Origin of the sequence: Micromonospora sp. NPDC007271 (assembly GCF_040634005.1) — a bacterium.
Lineage (GTDB): Bacteria > Actinomycetota > Actinomycetes > Mycobacteriales > Micromonosporaceae > Micromonospora.
Window position 1 is genome coordinate 16,137 of the sequence record NZ_JBEYER010000054.1, and the last position, 14,383, is coordinate 30,519.

Annotated in this window: 15 protein-coding genes, 2 tRNA genes and 1 pseudogene; 13 read left to right on the forward strand and 5 right to left on the reverse strand. The window is 73.9% G+C overall.

The window, feature by feature from the left end; genetic code table 11:
- Position 1 precedes the first annotated feature (1 nt).
- From ABZ570_RS20075 to ABZ570_RS20100, 6 genes are all read left to right on the forward strand, one after another.
- The gene (locus ABZ570_RS20075) at positions 2–913 is read left to right on the forward strand and encodes a DUF3566 domain-containing protein (protein ID WP_358065460.1); all 912 of its coding nucleotides are present in this window, start codon (positions 2–4) and stop codon (positions 911–913) included.
- A gap of 151 nt (positions 914–1,064) precedes the next feature.
- Positions 1,065–1,138, forward strand: a tRNA-Ile gene (locus ABZ570_RS20080).
- 41 nt (positions 1,139–1,179) lie between these two features.
- Positions 1,180–1,308 carry a DLW-39 family protein gene (locus tag ABZ570_RS20085; protein WP_231920970.1) on the forward strand — a complete coding sequence of 43 codons (129 nt, stop codon included), beginning with the start codon at positions 1,180–1,182 and terminating at the stop codon, positions 1,306–1,308.
- A gap of 43 nt (positions 1,309–1,351) precedes the next feature.
- Positions 1,352–1,424 (forward strand) — tRNA-Ala (locus tag ABZ570_RS20090).
- 220 nt (positions 1,425–1,644) lie between these two features.
- Positions 1,645–2,079 (forward strand): VOC family protein, encoded by a 435-nt coding sequence (locus ABZ570_RS20095; RefSeq protein ID WP_358065463.1) that lies wholly within the window; start codon positions 1,645–1,647, stop codon positions 2,077–2,079.
- Between the two features lie 144 nt (positions 2,080–2,223).
- Positions 2,224–2,520: a hypothetical protein gene (locus ABZ570_RS20100; RefSeq protein WP_358065466.1), complete on the forward strand. Its 297-nt coding sequence runs from the start codon at positions 2,224–2,226 to the stop codon at positions 2,518–2,520.
- On the opposite strand, the gene ABZ570_RS20105 is transcribed toward ABZ570_RS20100, so the two are convergent.
- The gene (locus ABZ570_RS20105) at positions 2,514–2,864 is read right to left on the reverse strand and encodes a hypothetical protein (protein WP_358065469.1); all 351 of its coding nucleotides are present in this window, start codon (positions 2,862–2,864) and stop codon (positions 2,514–2,516) included. The two genes, ABZ570_RS20100 and ABZ570_RS20105, sit on opposite strands and share 7 nt — an antisense overlap.
- Positions 2,865–2,937: 73 nt before the next feature.
- Between ABZ570_RS20105 and ABZ570_RS20110 the strand changes: the two genes are divergently transcribed.
- Positions 2,938–3,891: an L-threonylcarbamoyladenylate synthase gene (locus ABZ570_RS20110; protein ID WP_358065581.1), complete on the forward strand. Its 954-nt coding sequence runs from the start codon at positions 2,938–2,940 to the stop codon at positions 3,889–3,891.
- Positions 3,892–3,967: 76 nt separating this feature from the next.
- On the opposite strand, the gene ABZ570_RS20115 is transcribed toward ABZ570_RS20110, so the two are convergent.
- Positions 3,968–4,258 (reverse strand): hypothetical protein, encoded by a 291-nt coding sequence (locus tag ABZ570_RS20115; RefSeq protein ID WP_358065472.1) that lies wholly within the window; start codon positions 4,256–4,258, stop codon positions 3,968–3,970.
- Positions 4,259–4,374: 116 nt separating this feature from the next.
- Between ABZ570_RS20115 and ABZ570_RS20120 the strand changes: the two genes are divergently transcribed.
- On the forward strand, positions 4,375–4,794 hold the full coding sequence (locus ABZ570_RS20120) for a CBS domain-containing protein (RefSeq protein ID WP_358065475.1): 420 nt from the start codon (positions 4,375–4,377) through the stop codon (positions 4,792–4,794).
- Between the two features lie 173 nt (positions 4,795–4,967).
- On the opposite strand, the gene ABZ570_RS20125 is transcribed toward ABZ570_RS20120, so the two are convergent.
- Positions 4,968–9,473: an HAD-IC family P-type ATPase gene (locus ABZ570_RS20125; protein WP_358065478.1), complete on the reverse strand. Its 4,506-nt coding sequence runs from the start codon at positions 9,471–9,473 to the stop codon at positions 4,968–4,970.
- Between the two features lie 181 nt (positions 9,474–9,654).
- On the opposite strand from ABZ570_RS20125, the gene ABZ570_RS20130 reads away from it, so the two are divergent.
- The 5 genes from ABZ570_RS20130 (at position 9,655) to ABZ570_RS20150 (ending at position 13,182) form a co-directional block, all read left to right on the forward strand.
- The gene (locus tag ABZ570_RS20130; RefSeq protein WP_358065481.1) at positions 9,655–9,960 is read left to right on the forward strand and encodes a hypothetical protein; all 306 of its coding nucleotides are present in this window, start codon (positions 9,655–9,657) and stop codon (positions 9,958–9,960) included.
- 144 nt (positions 9,961–10,104) lie between these two features.
- Complete coding sequence (locus tag ABZ570_RS20135) at positions 10,105–11,418, forward strand: MFS transporter (protein ID WP_358065484.1); 1,314 nt, start codon at positions 10,105–10,107, stop codon at positions 11,416–11,418.
- A 144-nt stretch (positions 11,419–11,562) separates the two neighbouring features.
- On the forward strand, positions 11,563–12,342 hold the full coding sequence (locus ABZ570_RS20140; RefSeq protein ID WP_358065487.1) for an NAD(P)H-binding protein: 780 nt from the start codon (positions 11,563–11,565) through the stop codon (positions 12,340–12,342).
- Between the two features lie 37 nt (positions 12,343–12,379).
- Positions 12,380–12,574 (forward strand): hypothetical protein, encoded by a 195-nt coding sequence (locus tag ABZ570_RS20145; protein ID WP_358065490.1) that lies wholly within the window; start codon positions 12,380–12,382, stop codon positions 12,572–12,574.
- Between the two features lie 59 nt (positions 12,575–12,633).
- Positions 12,634–13,182: a YbaK/EbsC family protein gene (locus ABZ570_RS20150; protein WP_358065493.1), complete on the forward strand. Its 549-nt coding sequence runs from the start codon at positions 12,634–12,636 to the stop codon at positions 13,180–13,182.
- Between the two features lie 131 nt (positions 13,183–13,313).
- On the opposite strand, the pseudogene ABZ570_RS20155 reads toward ABZ570_RS20150, so the two are convergent.
- Together ABZ570_RS20155 and ABZ570_RS20160 are read right to left on the reverse strand one after the other, a co-directional pair.
- Positions 13,314–13,931, reverse strand: a pseudogene (locus ABZ570_RS20155) (DsbA family oxidoreductase); the annotation flags it as partial.
- Between the two features lie 20 nt (positions 13,932–13,951).
- Positions 13,952–14,377: a SufE family protein gene (locus ABZ570_RS20160; protein ID WP_358065496.1), complete on the reverse strand. Its 426-nt coding sequence runs from the start codon at positions 14,375–14,377 to the stop codon at positions 13,952–13,954.
- Positions 14,378–14,383 lie beyond the last annotated feature (6 nt).

Below are 14,383 nucleotides of genomic sequence, written 5' to 3' on the forward strand. Positions count from 1 at the left end.
GATGACGGAGACACAGGCGAAGTCGGGGAACAAGGGGACCTCGGCCAACCCGGTCGACGAGGAGGGCGCAAAGGGCGCTGCACCAGCGACCGGCCGGGCGGCCGTGGGCCGGGCCACAGTCCCCGCCGACGCGCCTGCCCCGAAGTTCACCCGGGCCCCCGGCATGACCCCGCCGCCGGACCAGCCCGCGGAGGACTCGGGGGCGAGCGACAAGGCCGACCAGACCAAGGTCGACGCCCCGACGTCCGCCGACGGCCTGGCCGCGCCGGCGGCCACCGCGGCGAAGCCCGCCGCGACCCAGCCGATCAAGACGACGGGCGCGGCCCGGCCGTCGACCGGCACGACCGGTACCCAGCCCCGTGTCGGGGCCGGCGTCGGCGCCGCCGGCAAGCCCTCGACCGACGGCGCCCATGCGGGCATGACCGGCCGACCCGCCAACGGTGGGGGCCTGCCGCCGGGCATCAGCGGGCCGGCCGCCGTCGGCGCCGCCCGGGTGGGTGAGGCGGTACGCGCTGCGCGCACCTCGGTCAGCTCGGCCGCGTCGCGCGGGCCCCGTCGGGCCCGCCTGAACCTCAAGCGGATCGACCCGTGGTCCGTGATGAAGTTCGCGTTCGCGGTCTCGGTGGTGCTCTTCATCGTGGTGGTCGTCGCCACCTCGGTGCTCTACCTGGCGCTGGACGCGATGGGTGTCTTCAAGAGCGTCAACGACAGCCTGCGCGACCTGGTCAACGCGAGCGGCGGCCAGAACGGCGGCTTCCAGGTCACCGCCAAGGGCGTGATCATGAGTTCCGCGCTGGTCGGCCTGGTCAACGTCGTGCTCTTCACCGCGCTCGCCACCCTCGGCGCCTTCGTCTACAACGTCTGTGCTGACCTGGTCGGCGGCATCGAGCTGACGCTCGCCGAGCGGGACTGACCCGACGATGACGCCGGGGCACCGCGTAAAAGCGGTCGCCCCGGCGTCGCGTATCCGGATAGGTTCATCCCCAGGCGAGGGTTGAGAAGTGGCCGCCCACCCCGATTTGGGTACGGCGGCGGCGATGGGTTAACCTTGGCCGTCGCCATGCGGGGCTATAGCTCAGTCGGTTAGAGCGCAGAGCTGATAACTCTGAGGTCGCTGGTTCGATTCCAGCTAGCCCCACCGCACGTCGTCCGACGTAGTCGAGCGTGAGGGGTCGCCCCATGTTCAAGAAGCTCCTGATCCTGGCCGGCATCGTCGGCGTGGCCGCCGTGGTGGCCAGGAAGGTGAAGGCCTCGAACGACGAGCGTGCCCTGTGGCACGAGGCGACGACGGCGCCCGACCTGCGCTGAGCCGTCTCTCCGACTGCCAGCACCGGGCGGGTCCGCCCGACTCGGGGCCCTAGCTCAACTGGCAGAGCACTGCCTTTGCAAGGCAGGGGTTAGGGGTTCAAGTCCCCTGGGCTCCACTCTTACCGCCTCTGAGTAGGCGTTTTGCCAACACAGGATCAAGCGGTGTAGATCCGTATTGATCTTGCCGGCTCTCTGCATCGCGGCACGCTCGCGACAGCTTGCAGGATCGATCCCACCAGCCCGCGTTGGCGCTCCCGCTTCGGCCACCAGTGCGCCACAACCTGGCCAGAGGCGGGCCCGTGGAGACGACGAAGATCCTGCCTCTATGGTGGACCGATGGCGTCGGTCAAGCAGATCCAGGTCACCTTCGACTGTGCAGAACCGGAGCGGGTCGCTCGGTTCTGGTGCGAGGTGTTGGGGTACGTCGTACCGCCGCCACCGGAGGGGTTCGCCACCTGGGACGATTTCGATCGCGCGCTGCCGGCTGAACATCAGGGTTCAGCCTTCGCCTGCGTTGATCCCTCAGGTGTGGGCCCGCGACTGTTCTTCCAGCGCGTTCCCGAAGGCAAGGTCGTCAAGAATCGGCTGCATCTTGACGTGCGGGTCGGCACCGGGCTCGTGGGTGAAGAGCGCCTGGCCGCACTTGAGGCCGAATGCGCACGACTGGTCGCGCTCGGCGCGGTACGCGTGCGACTGCTGCGTGCCGATGGCGTCAACGAGTCGTGCCTCGTGATGCAGGACATCGAGGGCAACGAGTTCTGTCTCGACTGAGGTGAACGGGACGGTGGTCGCGACTGCGCGAGATCACCGAGGCCGACAAGACGGGTTACCGGCCCTGATTTCAGCCTGGGCGGTCCACGACCGCCGACCAAAGATCCGCTGGTCTTCCCGACGAGTGTCGTCGATACTCGCGGCGTGATCAGCAGAATCCCTCACCCGCCGGGGTTGAGTCGTGTGCCGCACCCAGCGGACAGTCCGGCTCTGCCCATCTACATGGTCATCTTCTTCGTCCTGGGCCTCGCCGGGTTCGCCGCGCACGGTCTGGCGGACGGCGCGGAAGCACTCGTCATCGCGAGCCTCGTCTCGAAGGTGTTCTTCGCGTGTTTCCTGATCCTGTTCGCGATCTACTGGATCGGATACCTCCTGAGGGGGCATGCCGTCTGGCTGGCCGAGCGGCAGGCTGAGTCCGATGGGCCGTCCACGGATCAGTAGTCGGCGGTGGCGGGCGCGATCCGCGGGGGCGGGTCGAGCGCGACTACCAGCGAGGTTGCGGCCCAGTCGGAGAGCGGCCCGCCCTCCCGCCAGCCCTGGTACTTCGCGGCCAGCAGGCGCCGGGCCAGCGCGTCCTTGGCCGGGTCGGTCACGAAGCGGGCCGACACGGCGACCGTCCCGGGCAGGTCCGCGCGCAGTTCGCACCGGACGCCGTGGTGCTCCGCGTACCAGATCTCGACGGTGTGGGGTGACCGCTGCGCCGGCCGACGGTGGTCAGGTAGGCGTAGTCGTTGGGCGACACCGGGTGAGCCTATCGGCGGGACGAGGACGCGCCGAAGCCTCACTGCGCCGACCCGGCGGAGCCGGCGTACGGCGGCAGGCTAGCGTCGGGGCGTGAGCTCCGGATCCCCGCGCGTCCTGCCGGCGGCCGGCGGCATCGCCGAGGCGGCCGCCGTCCTGCGTACCGGTGGGCTGGTCGCCTTCCCCACCGAGACGGTCTACGGGCTGGGCGCGAACGCGCTCGACGCCCGGGCGGCGGCCCGGATCTTCGAGGCCAAGGCCCGGCCCAGCTTCGACCCGCTGATCACCCACCTGGCCGACGCCGCCGACCTGCCACCCCTGGTCGGTGCGGTGCCGCCGGCGGTCGCCGCGCTGGTTGAGCGCTTCTGGCCGGGCCCGCTCACGCTGATCGTGGACCGGCCGGCGGCGATCCCACCGATCGTCACCTCGGGCCTGGACACCATGGCCGTCCGGGTGCCGGACGAGCCGTCCGCCCGGGCGCTGATCGCCGCGGCCGGGGTGCCGGTGGCCGCGCCGAGCGCCAACCGGTTCGGGCAGCTCAGCCCGACCCGGGCCGAGCACGTGGTGGCCGGGCTGGGTGACGCGGTGGACGTGGTGCTCGACGGTGGCCCGACCCGGTGCGGCATCGAGTCGACCATCGTGGACGCCCGTGGCGTGCGGCCGGTGGTGCTCCGGCTGGGCGCGCTGCCGGTGGAGGCGCTGGTCGAGGCGGTCGGGCCGGTCGACGTACGGCCGGGCAGCTCGGGCCAGCCGGTGGCGCCCGGCACGCTGGCCGCGCACTACGCCCCGCGTACCCCGTTGCGAGTGGGGGCGGCGGAGCCGGTGCCGGGCGACGGTGGCCGGCGCGGGTTCCTGGCCTTCCGCGAGCGCCCCGCGGCGGGCACCTGGGCGGCCGTGGAGGTGCTCTCGCCCGAGGGCGACCTGACCGCGGCGGCCGCCCGGCTCTTCGACGCGCTGCACCGGCTGGACGCGGCCGGGGTGGCCGAGATCGTCGCCGAGCCGGTCCCGGACGTCGGGGTGGGGCGGGCGATCAACGACCGGCTGCGGCGGGCCGCCGCCACCTGGCACTGACCGTCACAGCTCCAGCTCGGGAGGCTGGCCGCCGCCCGGTGCTCGCATCGAGTCCTTTACCGCCGGTGGACCGTGCTCACAGGTTGCGCTGGAGCACATTCAGGTTGACGTAGCGAGGCTCGCCCCTGGTCAGGCTGCGCATCCGTTCGGCGTACCGGCCGGTCTCGGGTTGGGCGCTGTGCGCCATGGCCTGCTCGTAGTTGTCGAACTCGGCGACCATCACGAAGTGTCCGGGCCGCTCCCGGTCCTCGGAGAGGGTCATCCGGGCGGGGCGGTTCGGCAGCTGCTGCTGGCCCCACTCCTCGCTCAGCGCGCGCACGTCGGCGGGACGGTCCGACTCGTACTCGATGACCTGGACGAAGGGCATGTCCATCACCTCCGGGAGCCGGGTTCCCGCCAGGTCGCCGTCCATGTGTCGGAATGCCCTCCGGACGGCTGGGTAGGAAACCAGCAACAACCCCCCGAGAGTGAGGTGTGATTCCGATGCCGACCGCACGCGACATCATGACCAGGGACGTGAGCTGTGTCCGGGAACAGGACGACGTCCGGACCGCCGCCCGGCGGATGGCCGAGCTGGGTGTGGGCTCGCTGCCGATCTGCGGCGACGACAACCGTCTCAAGGGCGTGCTGACCGACCGCGACATCGTGGTGAAGGTGCTCGCGCAGGGCCGTGACCCGGGCAGCGTGACCGCCGGTGAGCTGGCCCAGGGCGAGGCGGTGACGATCGGCGCGGACGACGACGCGGCCGAGATCCTGCGCACCATGGGCGAGCACAAGGTACGCCGGCTGCCGGTGATCGACGGGCACGACCTCGTCGGCGTGGTGGCCGTCGCCGATGTGGCCCGGTCCCTGCCGGACCGTCCGGTGGGCGACCTCATCGAGGCTATCTCCGAACGCGGCTGAACCCGGATCGTCGCCCCTCCGGTCCCCGGCCGGGGTGGGCGGCGACCGCGTGTCAGGGGGTCAGCGGCACGGTCTCGCCGCAGTGGATGGTGCGTACCTGGCCCCCTGCCATGCCCACCGCCGGCCGCCGAGGCCGGCGGCTGTCGATGGGTGTCAACCGGGCGCCCTTCCTGTCAGCGTTGGGGGAGGCGGTTGACGAGGCGGGTGAGCGCACCGTTGGCGAAGGTCGCGCCGAGCGCGGAGCCGGCGGCGATCGTCCAACCGACCGGGCCGAGGGGGGTGCAGCCGAAGAACTGGCTGAGCCCCGGCGTCTGCACCACCCCGACCAGTACGCCGATCGAGGCGGCGGTGGAGGCGAGGACGGTGGGGCTGGTGCCCCCGGCCAGCACGGTCTGGCCGAGTTGGGTGCCGACCAGGGAGGCGAGCGCGACGGTGCCCGCCCGGCGTTCCCCACCGGTCCACCGGGCCGCCGTCCAGCCGGCGGTCGCGCCCAGCGTGGTGGCACCCGCCCGCAGCGCGATCTCCCGGGTCATCGTCTCGCCGAGCGAGCGGTCCGGCCCCTCCCGCAGCAGGTGGTCGGCCCGGTCGGAGGCGGGCGGACGGACCGCGATGGCCAGCGCCGGCGCCAGGTCGGTGAGCAGGTTGACCAGGAGCAGTTGCCGGCCGTTGAGCGCGGACCGGCCGGTGGCGGAGGCGGTCAGCACGCTGAACGCGATCTCGCCGAGGTTGCCGCCGACCAGGATGCTCAGCGCGTGGCGGACCGACGACCACATCGCCCGTCCCTCCACCAGGGTGGCGATGATCGTCTCCAGCCGGTCGTCGGTGACCACCAGGTCGGCGGCGGCGCGGGCCGCCGGGGTACCCCGCTGGCCCAGCGCGATGCCCACGTCGGCCAGCCGGATCGCCGGGGCGTCGTTGGCGCCGTCGCCGGTCATCGCCACCGTGCGGCCCCGCCGTTGCAGCGCCTGGATGATGCGGACCTTGTGGGCCGGGGTGCAGCGGGCCACCACGTCGGTCGCCATGAGCCGCTCGGCCAGCGCCTCGTCGTCGAGCCGGTCCAGGTCGGTCGCGGTGACCACCCGCTGCTCGCCGTGGTCGGGGCTGATCGTCGCGGCGATCGCCTCGGCGGTGGCCGGGTGGTCCCCGGTGATCATGATGGTGTGCACGCCGGCCTGCCGGATCCGGCGTACGGCGGGCTTGGCGCTCTCCCGTATCCCGTCGGCGAGCGCCAGGAAGCCGACGAAGACCAGCTCGACGACCTGGTCGTCGGTCACCGATTCGTCGTGCACGCGGCGCTCTGCGACGGCGAGGATCCGGTGCCCGGCCCGGGCCCGCTCGGCCAGCATCGCGTGCACCGCCGCGCGGCCCGCCTCGTCGAGCGGCCGATCGTCCCCGCACCGCAGGGTCGTGCAGCGGGGCAGCACCGACTCGGGCGCGCCCTTCACGCTGAGCAGCAGCCCATCGGCGGTGCGCCCGACCGTGGCGTGGTAACCGCGGGAGGGCTCGAACGGCAGCCCGCCCACCGCCACCCAGTCCGCCGCGCCGATCTGCTCGGTCACCTCCGCGGTGTTCGCGCCCCGGCGGACCGCCCGGTCGGTCTGTTGGGGCAGCTCGTCCGGGTCGGCCGCGGCCGGGGTCGCGCGCAGCGCGCTGGCCAGAGCCAGCCGTAGCGGCTCGTCCAGCTGGTCCGGCGTGGCGTACCGGTAGCCCCCGTCGCCCACCCCGGCCAGCAGCAGCTTCCCCTCCGTGAGGGTGCCGGTCTTGTCGAAGCAGAGCACGTCCACGCGGCCCAGCGCCTCGATGGTCCGCGGGTTGCGGACCAGCGCGCCGTGCTCGGCCAGCCGCCGCGCCGCCGCCAGCTGCGCCGCGCTGACCAGGAACGGCAGTCCCTCCGGCACCGAGGCGACGGCCAGGTTCGCGGCGGTCGCCGCCGTCTCCGCCAGGGGTACGCCCCGGAGCAGGCCCACCCCGGCCACCGCGATCGCCGAGCTGGCCGCCAGTGGTACGGCGGAGCTGGTCAGCTTCCCGAGCCGGGCCTCCACGCCGCTGGGCGGCGGAGCCTGCCGGGCCATGGCGAGGCTCCGCCCCGCCTCGGTCTCCTCACCGGTCGCCACCACGACGGCGGTGCCGTGGCCGGCGGCGACCGTGGTGCCCTCGTACAGCATGGAATGCCGTTCGGCGACGGCCGCCGCCACCACCGGTTCGGGGCTCTTGCTCACCGGCAGCGACTCGCCGGTCAGCGACGACTCGTCGGCCTCCAGACCGTCGGAGGTGAGCACCCGACAGTCGGCCGGGATCGCGTCGCCGGGGCCGACCGCGACCACGTCCCCGCTCACCAGATCCTCGGCGGGTACCACCTGCTCGGCACCGTCCCGAAGCACCCGGGCGGTCACCGCCGACCGGGACAGCAGCTCCGCCAGGGACCGCTCGGTGTTGCGCTGGTGCACCGCGCCGACCAGGGCCGAACCGCCCACCACCCCGCCGACCAGGGCCGCGTCGACCAGTGAGCCGAACGCGGCGGAGAGCACGGCCCCGGCGGCGAGCACCGGGGTGAGCGGATTCGCCAGCTCGTCCACGAACACGCGCAGCAGACTCGCCGGTCCGTCGCCGGCACCGGTCGCGGCCCGCCGGCGCCGGCCCGCCTCCGCACTGCTCAACCCGGCCGGGTCGGTGCCGAGCTGGTCCAGCACGGTCTCCACCGGCATCAGGTGCCAGGCGGTCAGCGCGGGCACCGGCGAGCGGGTCGGGTCGGGCAGCCGGCGGGCCCGCCACACACCGTGCGCGAAGGCGAGCGCGCCGGCGCCGTTGATCGCGGCGAGGGTCCGGCCGGGGAGGTGCGCGGGGTCGGCGGTGAACGCGTTCAGCGCCCCCAGGCCGCTGCCGGCCATCGCGATCCGGATGTTCTGCCGGGTCATCCGGCGGGCCACCCCGGCGGCGTCGATGAGCAGGGCGGGAATCCGCAGGTCGTCGCCGACCAGCAGGTGCGCGCCCCAGGGCGGAAGATCGTCCGGACCGGCCACGCCGAGCCCGCAGTCCGCGGCGCCCAGCGCGGCGCGGTCACCGGAGACCACCATGACGACAGCGCCGTCGCGTTGCAGGGCGTGTACCGACTCGGCGAGGCCGGGGCCGCCGGGCACGACGAGGTCGGCGAAGCCGTACCGCTCGTCGTCGTCACCAGCGATCACGAGCCGCAGGCCGGCCTGGCGGGCGGCGGCGGGCAGGAGGTCGACGCCGGGCGCCGGCTCCGGCTCGACCCGGAGCACGGCGGCCAGGGTGGCACCGGAGGCGAGGCCGAGCAGCTGACCGGCGCCCTCTCGGAGGCGGCGGCTGTCCGGCGTGTCCCCGGGGTCGTCGGCCTCGATCCGGTCCAGCGGCCCGAGCCGCCAGCCGTCGGCTTCCCGCACCGTGTCGGGGGCGGCCGGGTCGAAGAGCGCGAAGGCCCGGGCGGCGACCTGCGCGGTGTCCGCCCCGGGCAGGGGCGCCAGGTCGGCCAGCACTCCCCGGTCCGAACCGAGGATCGCGCTGTCCAGCACCACCGTGTCGATCCGGTCCAGCTGCCGCAGCACACCACGGTCCATCGCGATGACGCCGCGCCGGGCCAGCATCCGGCCGAGCTGTGCGGCGTATCCCTCGCGCCCGCTCCCCGGCGCCTTAGGCAGCGAGGAGAGGGCCAGCGCGGCGGCCCGCTTGGGGCCGGCCACCGGCAGCGCCGCCGCCCCGGCCGCCGCCCCGGTGGCGAGCATCCGGGTGACGTACCGCTCCACTGGGCCGGGCGGCACCGGGCACGGGCGCTGCCCCTTCGGCACCCGGGCCACCGCGCGGTCCGGGTCTCCGGTCAGCCGCGGCTCCGCCCTGGTCCAGGCGGAGAGCTGGGCCCGCGCTTCGCCCCACTGCACCACTCGCTGCGCGCCGTCCAGGACGATTCCGGCCCAGCCGCCGGTGAGGCCCTGCACGACCGCCTCGGCGAGCGGGAAGAGTACGTCGGCGCGGGGGTCCGCACGCAGGCCCTTGCCGGCCAGCGCGTGCAGCTTCGGGTGCAGGTCGATCGCGGCGAGGAAGCCGGACACCTCACCGGGGACCGGGGTGAACGGCAGGATCCGGGTGGCTGCCGAGATGGTCAGGCCGAGCGCATCCGAGGCCAGCGCGCCCAGGGTCCGGGGGGTACGCGGGCCCTCCTCGGGCGGGTGCGGCGGGGGGATCTCCGAATCCGGCTCGTACGGGCACACCCGCTCGACGCGGGCGATGGTGGCGATGAGGTCCTGCAGCTTCGGCTTCGGCTCCTCGACCGCCACGACCACCCGGCCGGAGGGCGCGTTGACCCGGGCCCAGGCGACCCCGGGCATCCGTTCCAGCGCCTCCTCTACCTGCCGGGCCAGCAGGTTCCCGCCGTCCTGACAGACGCCGTGCACCTCGATGTGGTGCCGGCCGTCGAGGGTCGAGACCCGGCGTCGGGTCAGCCCGACGAGTCGGGCCAGCCGGGTCGCCGCCGTACCCACGCTCTCCGCGGCGTCCGTGACCCGCTGTGGCACGGCGGCCTGGGCCGCGTTTCCCACGACGGCACCGCCGGCCCGGGCCGCGTCGGGCACGGCGGTGACGACGGTACGGGCGACCCGGGCGACGGCGTCCGGTACGGCCACCGGCGACAGCAGGAGGCCGGCGTACCGGCCCAGCGAGGTCATCGAGGGGTAAGGCCGAGTCGTCGGCCCCGCTCCCCGGTGCTCCGGTCGCCGCCCCCGCCGTACGCCATCTCGCCTCCCGCGCTCGTTCCGGGGGTCGGACTTCCCGGCGTGGCGTCCGTTATGCCCCCAGGGTGGGGGAAGTTTCCCTGCTGACCGGGGCATGGACGGGGTCGCCGGTGGAATGCCGCTCGGACGTCGATGTGCCATCCGGAACCGGGGAGGCGACATGAGCACGCTGACGCGACGACTCAGCGGGGCGCACGAGATGATCAGGACGTACGGCCGGCGGGTGGAGGTCCCGGTGCTGGGCGAGGTGGCGGTGCCGCCGCCGGACAAGCTGGCCTACTACGCGGGCCTGGGTGTGCTCGCCGCCCTCCAGGTGATCGAGTGGCCGCTGGCCCTGGTGATCACCGCCGGGCACCTGCTGGCCGACCAGCACCTGTCCGGGGTGGTCAGGGGCATGGGCGAGGCGCTGGAGTCGGCCTGACGAGACCAGGCTCACGGTTGACTTCAATCCGGGTTGAGGTCCCAAGCTTGAGCCCATGTCGACCGCACGTACGCCGGGTCGCCGGTGACCGCCACCGCCGCGCCGGCCCCACCCGCCAATTTGTACTCGCCGCGCCTGCGTGCGATGACCGTGGGCAGCGTCGCCCTGGTCTCGCTGCTGGCGTTCGAGGCCCTCGCCGTGGGCACCGCGATGCCCACGGTCGCCCGCAGCCTGGACGGGCTGGCCCTGTACGCGCTCGCCTTCGGCGGCCCGTTCGCCGCCGGCGTGGTGGCGATGGTCGTCTCCGGGATCTGGTGCGACGCCCGGGGGCCGCGGTCGCCGATGTGGCACGGGGTCGTCTGGTTCGTGGTGGGGCTGGCCGTCGCGGGGGGCGCCCCGACGATGGGCATGCTGGTCGCCGGCCGGGTGGTGCAGGGCTTCGGTTCGGGGCTGCTCTCCGTCGCGCTGTACGTGATCGTCGCGCAGGCGTACCCGGAGGAGCTGCGGCGGCGGGTCTTCGCCGCGTTCGCGGCGGCCTGGGTCGTACCGTCGCTGGTCGGTCCGGCGCTGGCCGGCCTGATCGTCGAGCACCTGGGCTGGCGGTGGGTCTTCCTGGCGGTGCCGGTGGTCGCGGTGCCGGCGGTGCTGTTGATCCAGCCCGGGCTGCGGGCGTTGGGTGCCGCGGTCCGGACCCGGCCGCCGGCCGGCGCGGTGGCCCGGATCGGCTGGGCCTGCGGGGCGGGGGCGAGCGCCGCACTGCTGCATCACGGGGGGCAGCAGCGCGGCGTGCCGGCCGCCGTGCTGGTGGCGGTGGCGCTGGCCGGTCTGCTGGTCTGCGCCCCGCGCCTGCTACCGGCCGGCTTCCTGCGGGCTGCGCGCGGGCTGCCCACGGTGGTCGGCCTGCGCGGCCTCGCCTCGGCGGCGTTCGCCGGGGCGGAGGTGGTGCTACCGCTGATGCTCTCCCGGGAGCGCGGCTTCTCGCCGACCTCCGCCGGCCTGGTGCTCACGGTCGGCGCGCTCTCCTGGTCGGTGGGCTCCTGGCTGCAGGGCCGGCTGGCCACGCCGCGCTCCGCCGCCACCCTGCCCCGGGCCGGGTTGACGTGCATCGCCGCCGGTACGGCCGGCGCGGCGCTGGCGGTGCTGCCGGGCGTACCGGTGGCGCTGGTGGTGGTTGCCTGGGCCGTGGCCGGCCTGGGCATGGGGTTGCTCTACCCGTCGCTGTCGGTGCTCACCCTGGCCCTCTCCGCACCGGACGAGCAGGGCCGCAACAGCTCGGCGCTGCAACTGGGCGATTCGCTGGCCGCCGCCACCGTGCTGGCGCTGACGGGTGCCGTGCTGGCGGCGGGGCCGGCGCCCGGCCCGGCGAGCTACGCCGTCACCCTGGCCGTGGCGGCCGGCTGCGGCCTGCTCGGCGTGCTGCTCGCCGGCCGGGTGGTGGTACGCCCGGCAGCCGCCTGACCGATCGTGCCGGGACGACGTCCGCACCGGCGAGGGCGGCCGACGCTGTCCCGGCGGGCGACACCCTGCCGTGACGGGCGATGCTGTCACGACGGGCGACGCCCTGTCGTCCTCCTGGTACGACGACACGGGAAGGGGCGGTCGATGAGGGTTCTGGTCACCGGCGCGAGCGGGCGGCTCGGGCGGGAGGTGCTGCCACGACTGCGCGACGGCGGGTTCACCGTGCGGGCGGTGAGCCGGCACCCCCGCGACGATTCCACCGTGGAATGGCTGGCGGCCGACCTCGCCACCGGTGACGGGCTCGCCGCGGCGCTCGACGGGGTCGAGGCGGTGCTGCACCTGGCCTCCTCGCCGGCCCGTCGTACCCACGAGGTCGACGTGCTGGGCACCCGACGGCTGGTGGTCGCGGCCGACCAGGCCGGTGTGGCACACCTGGTGTACGTCTCGATCGTCGGCGTCGACCGGGTGCCGCTCGGCTACTACCGGCACAAGCTCGCCGCCGAGCAGGTGGTGGCGGCCGGCCCGGTGCCATGGAGCGTGTTGCGGGCGACGCAGTTCCCGGAGTTCCTGGAGGAGTTGCTGCGCGGCGCCAGCCGGTTCGGGCCGGTGATCGGGGATCCGGCCGTGCTCGCCCAGCCGGTCGACGCCGGGGAGGTGGCGGACCGCCTGGTCGCGATGCTGGCCGCCGGCCCGTCGTACGCCATCGCGGAGTTCGCCGGTCCGCAGGTGCTCCGCTTCGACGCGGCGGTATGGGCGTGGCGGAACGCCCGCCGGTCCCGCCGCCCGCTGCTGCCGGTACGCATCCCGGGAGGACTCGGCCGGGCGCTGCGGTCCGGCGGACTCACCACCACCGTCACCCCGACCGGCACCCGGACCTGGGCGGATCATCTCGCGGACACGTACGGGGGAATCGGTCGAAGATGAAAGCCGCAGCGGTTCACATTCGCCTTACCGTGACCGCATGCTGGTTTTCGTCACCACGGTGATCCTCTACGTGTTCGGCTTCGTCTTCCTCTACGGCGTGGTCCGGCTCGGCATCCGGCACGGCATCGAGGACGTGGAAGCGCACCGCGCCAAGCTGCTCCGGGCCGAGGAACTCGCGGCCTACCAGGAGCGCACCTTCGTCCGCGAGAACGCCTTCCTCACCGGCAGTTGAGGTTCGGCCGGGCGGTCGGTGGGCGGATCCGGCTGCCGGGTGCGAGGATCGCACCCGTGATGGGGACGCTGAAGACCGAACCTGCCCGTACCCGGCTGGACCTGCTGGCACCGCCGGTCGCCACCGCGATCGAGCAGTGGCCGGACGGGGCACCGGTGAACGTCGAGGACGTGCTGGTCGCGCCGATCGACGCCGAACTGGCCGACACGGCCGCGTTCTGCGACGCGTACGAGGTGGGGCTCGACGAGTCGGCGAACTGCGTGGTCGTGGCCGGCAAGCGGGGTGGCGAGATCCGGTACGCCGCCTGCATCGTGCTCGCCACCACCCGGGCCGACGTGAACGGTGTGGTCCGCCGGATGCTGGACGTACGCAAGGCGAGCTTCGCGCCGATGGCCGACGCGGTCGAGCTGACCGGGATGGAGTACGGCGGGATCACCCCGATCGGCCTGCCGGAGGAGTGGCCCATCCTGGTCGACTCCCGGGTGGTCGCCACCCCGCACGTGATCATCGGCTCTGGTGTGCGGCACAGCAAGATCGCACTGCCCGGGCCGGCGCTCGGTGTGCTGCCCGGGGCGACGGTGGTGGAGGACCTGGCCAGGCCGGCCTAGGTGATCAAGCAGATCGATGCCGTTTCACGTGGAACATGTGGAGCATCGATTCGTGTTCACTCGGCCGACTCCGGCTGTGCCGACTCCCGCGGCGTGGCCTCCCGCGGCGCCGACTCCCGCTGTTCGGCCTCCCGCTGTTCGACCTCACGCAGGGCGGCGAGCAGGGTCTCCGGCTCCTGGGCGCCGGTCACCGCGTACTTCCCGGCCAGCACGAAGGTCGGCACGCTGGAGACGCCGAGCTGGTGCGCCGCGCTCAGGTCGGCGGCCACCTCCCGCCGGCCGAGGTTCGACTCCAGGTACGCCCGGGTCTCGGTCTCGTCCAGCCCGACCTCGGCGGCGACCTTGACCAGCGCGTCCGTCGACCCGACGTCGACGCCGTCGTGGAAGTGCGCCCGGTAGAGCGCCTCGACCACCTCGGTGGCGCGGCCCTGATCGGCGGCGTACCGGACCAGCCGGTGCGCCTCGAACGTGTTGGCCTGCACGGCGCGGTCGAAGCGCAGGTCGAGCCCCACGCCGGCGGCGACCTGGGTCACGTGGGCGAACATGCCCTCGGCCCGCTCCCGGCCGCCGAACTTGGCGGCCATCGCCTCGACCAGCGGCTTCGGCTCGGTCACCGGCGTCGGATCGAGCTGGAACGGGCGGAACCGGACGGTCACCTCGCCGTCGTACGACTCCAACGCCTGCTCCAGCCGGCGCTTGCCGATCCAGCACCAGGGGCAGACGACGTCGGCGTAGATCTCGATCTCCATGATCGAAGACAACCCGTCGATCAGGAAATCTGTTCCCGGACCTGGCGCTTGAGTCGGGCCAGGATCGCGTTGCCGCCGCGTACCCGCAGCGGGCTGATCGCCTGGGCCAACCCCATCCGCTGGTAGAGGTCGTCCGGGACGGCCAGCACCTCCTCGGCGCTCGCCCCCGCCAACCCCTCGGCGAGGATGCCGGCGAAGGCGCGGGTGGTCGGCGCCTCCGGCGGGCAGTCGAAGATCGTGGTCACCGTCCGGTCCGGGTTGACCTCGGCGCGGAGGAAGAAGGCGGTCTGGCACTCGGGGACCTGCTCCAGCTCCGCCCGATCCACCCCGGCCGGCAGGGGCGGCACGACGTCGGCGTACTCGAGGAGCATCTCCAGCACCACGTCGCGGGGCGCGGCGGCGAACTCGTCGACGATCTCGGCCAGCTTGCTCGGCATTTCGGGCATCCCTCG